The 9,768-nt window shown below is 33.7% G+C and carries 3 protein-coding genes; all 3 read left to right on the top strand.

Going from position 1 to position 9,768, the window contains the following annotated elements; genetic code table 11:
- Nucleotides 1-395 precede the first annotated feature (395 nt).
- The 3 genes from RBH29_RS08180 (at nt 396) to RBH29_RS08170 (ending at nt 9,511) form a co-directional block, all read left to right on the top strand.
- Complete coding sequence (locus tag RBH29_RS08180; protein ID WP_306696296.1) at nt 396-1,013, top strand: DUF2179 domain-containing protein; 618 nt, start codon at nt 396-398, stop codon at nt 1,011-1,013.
- A 41-nt stretch (nt 1,014-1,054) separates the two neighbouring features.
- Nucleotides 1,055-1,942 carry an AraC family transcriptional regulator gene (locus RBH29_RS08175; protein WP_306696293.1) on the top strand — a complete coding sequence of 296 codons (888 nt, stop codon included), beginning with the start codon at nt 1,055-1,057 and terminating at the stop codon, nt 1,940-1,942.
- A gap of 312 nt (nt 1,943-2,254) precedes the next feature.
- The gene (locus tag RBH29_RS08170; RefSeq protein WP_306696292.1) at nt 2,255-9,511 is read left to right on the top strand and encodes an S-layer homology domain-containing protein; all 7,257 of its coding nucleotides are present in this window, start codon (nt 2,255-2,257) and stop codon (nt 9,509-9,511) included.
- Nucleotides 9,512-9,768 lie beyond the last annotated feature (257 nt).

Below are 9,768 nucleotides of genomic sequence, written 5' to 3'. Positions count from 1 at the left end.
CGTAATTTATTAAAAAGCTAATGAGTGCCTTAGAAATAACGGCCTATTCTCAAGGACAAAATCCCGATGATTTTGAACGATAAAAATTGGATGCTATTTCTTAGCCATTACTGATTCCCCAAATATAAGTTAAAAACACTATATACTTAATTATATTTTCTTTTACGCAAATAGTAAAGAGTTGATTTTATTTTTTATAAAATTTATAAAAAGTTTTACAAATTTGACTTTGTAAAAATACTACTCTAAACTATACATATAAAGTGATTTGTGCTTAAGTTGTTTAAAATTAAAGTGAAAATAGTTGCTTTTTACATAAGATAAATGGATTTAGACAAAGAGAGATGAATAAATTATATAAGTAGTATAATAACCAAAGTAATAGGAGTGATAGTATTTTTTCAGAATTATTCAGTCAGGACGTTTATGCATGGGTAGTTCTCCCCCTGCTTATTTTTGTGTCAAGAATTTTAGATGTATCTATAGGAACAATAAGAATTATATTTGTTTCAAGAGGCAAAAGTCTTCTTGCACCACTTTTGGGTTTTTTCGAAGTTTTAATTTGGATTGTTGTTATCGGTGAACTTATGCAAAATTTGGATAGTGTTTTTTCCTATGTAGCGTATGCAGGCGGTTTTGCAATGGGAACTTATATAGGAATGCTTATTGAGGAAAAGCTTGCAATAGGGATGTTGTTGGTTAGAATTATAGTTATGAAAGATGAATGTCATATGAAAAGTCGTTTGTGTGAAGCAGGTTTTGGAGTTACTGTTGTTGATGCACAGGGAAAGACCGGGGAAGTAAAAATAATTTATTCTATTATAAAGCGTAAGGAGTTAGAGGATGTTGTTGATATAATAGAGAAATGTAATTCAAAGGCATTTTACTCAATAGAGGATGCACGAAAAGTAAATCAGGGTGTATTTAGGTCAGGAGGAGCAATGTCTTACAGTAAAAGAAATAAATTTGGAATATCTAAGTTCTATAGAAGGTTTGGACGCAAGTCAAAGTAGTTAGAAATGGCTACGAATTGTAAATCAGGAAGTGATTTTAGGTGAGTGAAAATATTCTGCCAAAGGCATGGGGAAGTGTACTGGATTCGGCAACGTTTATACCCGTAATAGTAAAATCTATTGAAAGGTTTCATGATACTAGCTGGCACATGGAGCCTAATAGTCATGAGTTTTTTGAGATGGTTTATATTAAAAAAGGGAATGCTGTATTTGAAATATCAGGAAGTCCTGTTGAGATAGGACCTAATAATATTATTATTATAAAACCAGGGCAGTTTCATAAATTTGAAGTAAAATCTCAGACAGGTTGTGAATTTATTGTTTTAAGCTTTAGGCTTGAAAACAAATTTGATAATCAATTTTCAGGGGTTTCTTTAGAGGATTTTTTGAATTTTGTAAACAAAAAAGAGTGGGGAGCTTTTATATCTTTAAAGGTCAGCCACAAAAACGAAATAATTAATTTATTAAATAGAATATTAAGTGAGCGTGAGAATCCTGAAATTGGGAGTGAGTTTTTAAATTATTTGCTTGTTTTAGAGTTGTTTGTTTTAATATCAAGAGCATTAAAAATGGAATGGGAAAACAGTATAAAAAACAAAAGTCCCAAATTAAAAGAGCTTATACAGGCGGCAGTAAATTATATACATAATAATTATGAGAGAGATATTTCACTAAAGGATATTTCAAAGTATGTTTTTTTAAGTTCAAGTTACTTCACAAGGGCATTTAAAGAAGAAGTAGGTGTAAGTCCTATAAACTTTCTTTTGACAGTCAGGGTAGATAGGGCAAAAGAATTATTAAGAGATACAGATACTAAAATAAGTGATATAGCCCTAAGTGTTGGATTTTCTAACCAACAAAGATTTAATGATATATTTAAAAAATATACAAAAAAAACGCCCCTTCAATATAGAAAACAAAATAGATAAAAATTTAATGGGAATATTTTGGGTGTAAAAATTTTTTCGAAAATGTAAAATTTATATTTATATTTCTTTTTTTTGTGCTATAATTATAAATAGCATTATTATCGAAGGAAAATATGTAAACTAAAAACTTCATAAGATTTATATTGAGTATTGCTACCTTAGCAAACTCTTGGGAGTATTTATGTATTTCTACAGATAGAAAAGATATAGACAGAAATTTAAAAATTACTATCCATTAAAGGAATTTTTTGAGATGGTAATCTTTTAAAAATAAAAAAATGAACAATTTATTTTTTTCTAGGGGGAATTTTAATGAGAACAGCAAAAAGACTTATTTCGTGTACCCTTGTTATATGTATGTTATTAACAGGTACACTATTTTCAACGGAAGGAACAAATCAAGGAACAAATCAAAGAGAGACTTTTCCAGATATCAAAGGCCATTGGGGCAGTGATGTTATAGAGAAGTTTTTAGACAACAATTGGGTTGTAGGCTATGACGATGGACTGTTTCGTCCAGACAGGCTTGTAACCAGAGCAGAGTTTACAGCTATGGTTGTAAACATATTCAGGGAAGAAGAAAAGATAGAAGGCAGTACTTTTACAGACGTAAATGAAAGTGATTGGTTTTATAATGCCGTGTCTTATGCAGCAAGTGAAGGTTTAATAGCTGGATATGATGATGAAACATTTAAACCAATGGAAAATATGCAAAGGCAGGATGCAGCCGTACTTGTATCCAGACTTTTTGAAGTAGATTTTTTTGAAGCTGCATCTGAATTTGAATTTAAAGATGAAGATGAATTTTCTGAATATTCATATCAAAGTATAAAAAATCTTGCATCTCATGATATAGTTCAAGGTTATCCTGATGGAAAATTTAAACCGTTTAATTTAATAACTAGGGCAGAAGCAGTTCAAACGTTGAACGTGGTGCTTGATTATATCGAGGTACCAGAATGGACAATGCCGCCGTTAATTCCACCAGAAACGCCGGAGTCAACAGAGAAGCCAACTCCAGAACCAACGGAGGAGCCAACGCCTACTCCATATGTGAGAAGGGATACACCACGAAGGACAACGCCATCTACTCCAAGACCAGTACATCGTACATATACTACAACAGAAGATTTTAATGAAGGAGAACTTTATAATGTAAGTACTGAAATAGGGGACAGGCTGGTACTTGAAAAGCAAGATGTAGAAACTATTGAAAGAGATTTTAGAACTACAGAAATGGTGTATGGTAAAAGTGGAGAACCCATACATATTGAAGTTAATCAGAAGGTGAACAAGTCTGTGTTAATGCCAGGAGAGGATTCAGTTGAGACAAACTTTAACCTTTTTGGACATGGAACACCCGATATGCCTGAGAGAAATCCTGTTGACCTTATACTTGTGATTGATCGTTCAGGAAGTATGAGAGGAAATAGGTGGAGTGCTTCTTTGGAAGCTTCTAGAAATATACTTAACTTTATTGGAGAAGAGGACAGATTAGGGATAGTGACTTTTAGCAGTAGTGCACAGCTTGATAATAGTCTAGAAGGTGATGTGGATTTATTACAAGAGGCAATAGACAATTTAGGTAGCCCAGGTGGTGGAACAAATATTGGAAGAGGTTTAGAAAAAGCAATAGAAACATTTAGTGAAGAGAGTACAGATGAAAGAGATAAAGCAATTATATTGTTGTCAGATGGCAGAGCAAGCAATGCACCTGCAATACAACAAGCCGAAATAGCCAATGAAAAAAATATAATGATACATTCAGTTGGACTTGATTCAGGAGTTGATGAAGAGCTCTTAAAAGAACTTGCAAATATTGCAGGTGGAATATATAAATTTAGTCCAACATCAGAAGAATTAGAAGCAATGATGGAGTATATTGCTGAGCAAGTATTTGATACGTCAGGAAGAAATGTTGTTTTAGAAACAACACTATTAGAGGATAATGTTGTAGATTTAGAAATGTTGCCTGAACCTTCAAACACAATTGAAAATGAAGGTGGAAGTTGGACATATAAATGGGAGTACGACAGAGTTAAAATGGAAGAAGAGAAGGATATATTATTATCTTTTGATTTTGAAGATCTTGTGCATAGCACAAACAAGACCATTTTAGAGAATACAACACTTGAGTACACTGATAGAAATAATAATAGGATTATTATAGAGGTAGATGATGTGTCACTTCCAGTTAGTGAGTATGTAGGATATGGAACATGGAGTGTTGTATTTGACAGTAAAAGATCAAATACACAATGGGGAAGTATTTATTGGAATGACAAAATATATAGTGATGATAAAATAAGTGTAGAAGTCTCAACAAGTAGTGATGGAGAAGATTATTGCGAGCCTTTGGAAGTGTCAAATTATAGTACTTTTGATATAGAAGAAGGAAGGTATATAAAGGCTTTAGTTGAATTTGAGATTTCAAGTGACGGTTTTAGCCCTGAATTATTAGACCTAACAATAGGGTCAAAAGGATTTGAAATACCGACGCCGGAACCAACACCAGAACCGACACCGGAACCGACGCCGGAACCAACACCAGAACCGACACCAGAACCAACACCAGAACCAACGCCAGAACCAACGCCAGAACCAACACCAGAAACGACGCCGGAACCAACGCCAGAACCGACACCAGAACCAACGCCAGAACCGACGCCAGAACCAACACCAGAAACGACGCCTGAACCAACACTGGAACCAGACTATGAGAGGCCAGTGGTTTCACTTAAAACCAGTCCAAGTCCTGTAGACATAGGAACTACAGTAACAATAGAAGTTACAGCTACAGACAATGTAGGTGTAGAATCTATTAATGCAGAATTCAATAATGAATCTGTTGAATTAAATGAGTCAGGTACTGGTACTTTTGTTGCTGACAGTGCAGGGTTATTTGATATTGTTGCAACGGCATATGATATGGCTGGAAATGAAGGGTATGCAAGTAAAGAGCTTTTTGTAAAGGAAGAAAGCGACGGGGAACCGCCTGAGGCTATTATAGAAAGTCCTTTAGAATATACAAAAATATATGAGCCTGTAGAAATTATAGGAACTGCTTATGATGAAAACCTTGTAAAATATACTCTTGAATATTCTCAGTCAGGTGAAAATCAATATGTAAAATTTGCAGAAGGCACCAAAAGTGTTAAGGATGACGTGCTTGGAACTTTTGATTCAACAATGATGAGAAATGGACAATACGATATAAGACTATCTGTATATGATTCAGGTGGTTATGTATCTATTTATGATATTTCATATATGGTTGCAGGAGAAATGAAAGTTGGAAACTTTACAATAGGATTTGAAGACTTAACAGTTCCAATGGCAGGGATGCCAATAACAATTGCAAGAAATTATGACAGTCGAAATAAAACCAAAGGTGATTTTGGTGTGGGGTGGTCACTAGAATATGAAGATATAAGTATTGAGCAAAACATGAAACCTGGAGAGAACTGGAGACATGAAGAAAGTGGAACAGGATTTAACACAACTTATAATTTGTATGAGACAGAGCCTCATAGCATAACTGTAACTTATCCTGATGGAAGGGTTGACCAGTTTGGAGTAACTGTTTCACCAAGTATGCAGCAATTTGCTCCTATACAAGAAGTAACTGTATCATTTACTCCAGAGCAGGGAACTTTTTCAAAACTTGAAGCTTTGGATGAAAATAATGTTGCTTATGTAGTAAACAATGAATTACGAAATTTTGACATGCAATGCTATAATCCTCAAAAGTATAAACTTACAACAAGAGAAGGCACTGTTTTAATATTAAATATGAATAGTGGTTTAGAAAGCATTACAGACATTAATGGTAACACTGTTACATATACACAAGATGGAATTAATCACTCAGCAGGAAAGAGTGTAGATTTTAAAAGAGATGATGAGGGCAGAATAACAAAGATAACAGACCCTAAGGGAAATAGCATAAAATATGAATACGATTATTATGGAGATTTAGTAAAAGTAACAGATCAGGAAGGCAATACTACAAGATTTACATATAATTCAAATCACGGTTTGATAGATATTATTGATTCAAGAGGGGTTAAAGCTGCACGTAATGAATATGATGATGATGGAAGACTAATTGCACATATTGATGCTGAGGGCAATAGAATTGAGTATTCTAGAGATATTGGTGTAAGGCAGGAAATAGTAACAGATAGAATGAGTAATCAGACGGTATTTTCATATGATGAGAGAGGCAATGTATTAGAAGAGATAGATTCTATGGAAAATACTACATCTTATACATATGATGATAATGGTAATATGCTTACACATACTGATGCTCTTGGAAATATAGTAACATTTACATATGATGAAAATGATAATATGTTAAGCTCTACAGATGCATTGGGTAATAGAACAGAGTATACTTATAATAACAGAGGTCAGGTACTGACACAAACAGATGCAATGGAAAACACTAGAACAAATGAATATGACTCAAAAGGAAATTTAATGAGCATAACAGATTCTACTGGAAATATAACCTCTTTTGATTATGATTCAAGAGGGAATCTGGCAAAAATGACAGACCCTCAAGGAAATACCACAAGTTATACTTATAATTCCAGTGGAAATATCATAAAAAGAATAAGTGCAGATGGGATTATAACAACTTACACTTATGATGCCATGGGAAATTGCCTGACAGAAACTATAAAGGCAGGAGAAAAAGAAATAACTACAACTTATGAATATGATAAAAGGGGACAGGTTACAAAGATAATTGACACATATGGAAATTCTACAGTTATAGAATATAATGCTATTGGAGAACAATCTGCTGTAACAGATAATTTGGGAAGACGTACAGAATACATATATGATATTTTTGGTAATTTAGAAAGAACTATTTATCCTGATGGAACAGAAGAAAGACACACTTATGATAAAGAGGGTAACAGACTTACTTATACTGATAGAGCAGGAAATGTTACTAAATATTCTTATGACAGACTTGGAAGGTTAATTAAAACAACTTATCCTGATGGAAGTTTTACAGAGACAGAACATGATGCTAATGGACAGATAATCAAGGAAACTGACGAACTTGGTAATGTTACGAGTTATACATATGATAAAGCAGGAAACAATACTTCTGTTACAGATGCATTGGAAAATACCACAGTATATGAGTATGACAGCAATGGAAACATGACTAAAATAATTGATGCAAGAGGCAACGAAGTAAATTATAAGTATGATGAAAGAGGAGCTAGAACAGAAAGTATTAATGCAGAAGGGAATTATACATTAGCAGAATATGATAAGAAGGGTATGAAGATTTCAGAAACAGATTTAGAGGGAAACACTACAAAGTTTGATTACGATGAAATGGGAAGGCTTATAAAAGTTACAGATGCGCTTGAGAACTCAACTATTTATGAATATGATGACCTTGGAAATATGATATCTCAAACAGATGCAAATGGTAATACAACTACTTTTGAATATGATAAGCTTGGCAGAAGAATAAAACGCACTCTACCTCTTGGAATGTCTGAAACTTACACTTATGATGAGGCTGGAAACATAGAGAGTATAACTGATTTTAATGGAGACACCACAACATTTGAATATGACATAAATGACAGATTAATCAAAAAGATTTTTTCTGATGATTCAGAAGAAACATATACATATACTGTTTTAGGTCAAAGAGAAACAGTAACAGACAGCAGAGGAACCACAACATTTGAATATGATGTTATGGGAAGACTTATAAAAGAGACTAATCCTGATGGCATAAGTATAGAATATACTTATGATGCAGCTGGAAACAGGACAAGTGTCAAAGTTCCATCTGGAACAACAACCTATGCTTATGATGATTTAAACAGGCTTTCTACAGTGACAGACTCTGATGGAGGAGTAACAACATACACATATAATGAGGTGGGCAGCAGAACAAGTGTTGCGTATCCTAATGGGACAAAGACACAATATACCTATGACAAACTTAACAGGTTGACAGAGCTTGTAAACCAAGATGCTGATGGAGAAATAATTTCATCTTATACGTATACATTAGGAACTGCTGGTAATAGAATAAAAGTTGAAGAAGATAGTGGAAGAGTTGTAGAATATGAGTATGACAATACTTATAAGCTGTTAAAAGAAACTATAAATCATCCAGACAAAGATACACATGAAATAAGCTATACTTATGACTCAGTAGGAAACAGGCTAACTAAGACAGATGGTGAATATACCATAGATTATACTTATGATGAAAATAACAGACTTATTTCAGAAGGTGAAAATACTTATACTTATGACAAAAACGGAAACACTCTTTCGAAGAAAAATGAAGTAGAGACAATATCATATACTTATGGATACAATAATAGACTTATAGGTGTTGTTACGACAAACCAAACAGGCACATCAGCTGTTAAATATATCTACGATGTGGATGGAATAAGAGTTGGAAAAATAGTTGACGGTACAAAATTTAGCAGATATACTGTAGATAAAAATACAGATTATGCAAAAGTTTTAGAAGAAAGAGACGAAAATGGTGAGTTAGTAGTAAGTTATGTACATGGAAATGACCTTATAAGTCAAAAAAGAGGAGATGATAAGAGCTATTATCACTATGATGGATTAGGAAGCACAAGGGCATTGACTAATAGTAGTGGAGAGGTAACAGATACGTACATATATGATGCTTTTGGAAATCTAATTGAAAAGACAGGCAATACAGTAAATGAGTTTTTGTACACAGGAGAGCAGTATGATGCTAACATAGGATTCTACTACTTAAGGGCAAGATATATGAATCCATCCATAGGTAGATTTGCCACAATGGATCCATTTGAAGGATTTGTACAAGACCCCTACAGCTTACACAAGTACCTATATGCCCATGCAAACCCTGTAATGAATATTGATCCATCAGGTAAGATTACTTTAATTAATGCATTAGCAGTAAGTGTTAGTTTGAGTACTATATTTACAACGGTTAATATATTTTATCAGGGAATATTTAATAATAAGTTTTATACTCCTGGAGAGCTAGCGAAAGAGTATGGAATTTCAATAGCGAGAGGTATTGTAGGAGGATTAGTAGGATTTAAAGCAGGTCCAATATTTTTGAAGTGGTTTCATGGGGGAAATATACCTCTAGGTACTGGAGGAACTGTGTTAAAAGGAATGTTTACAGGAGGTGTAAGTTCATTTTATGTTTCGCTAACAGATGAGATTCTCAGGGGCAATGCATATGATGCTTTTCTACATTGGGCAATTACTGGTGAGACTATTGAAATTGGTAAGCTAGGCAATAGATTAATATATGCATCTTTTAGCGGAGTATTTTTTGGAGCAGTTTTCACTATGGTTGATGCTAATTTCACTAAATCTACTTATAGAATTGGGGAAACTAAATCATGGCATATGTCAAAAGGTAGTGTGCAAACTAATCCTTATGATTCAGCATTAGGGACTACTTCCGCTGTAAGTAGCAGATATTTTGCTGGAATACTAAGAAGTAGATTTAGAGAGCAAGTAGAAGAATGGCTTGGATGGGAGGTTGAGTAGATAGGTAATATAATCACAAGATATATATAAGCATATAGCGATGAACTGCAGGTATTCATAAAACGGTAATCAGTAGATATACCACTAGTGCAAAGCTTCGTAAATTCATAAGCATACTTAATCCAAGTTTTATGATTGTTTTGAGCATTAAAATATGCTCACATAATTACTGTGTCTTGCACTAGTAGTTCACTTCTAAATCTAGAAAATTGAATTGGCTAAGTATTTGAAAGAAAACTATTTTGCCTCTTGGCTAC

The organism is Herbivorax alkaliphila (genome assembly GCF_030848475.1).
Lineage (GTDB): Bacteria > Bacillota > Clostridia > Acetivibrionales > Acetivibrionaceae > Herbivorax.
Note: the sequence above shows the minus strand (reverse complement) of the source record. Positions and strands in the feature narration are given on the sequence as shown.

Bases quoted from the DNA above. Each gene is read 5' to 3' on its own strand.
- RBH29_RS08170 (WP_306696292.1), top strand. From the start codon at position 2,255: ATGAGAACAGCAAAAAGACTTATTTCGTGTACCCTTGTTATATGTATG.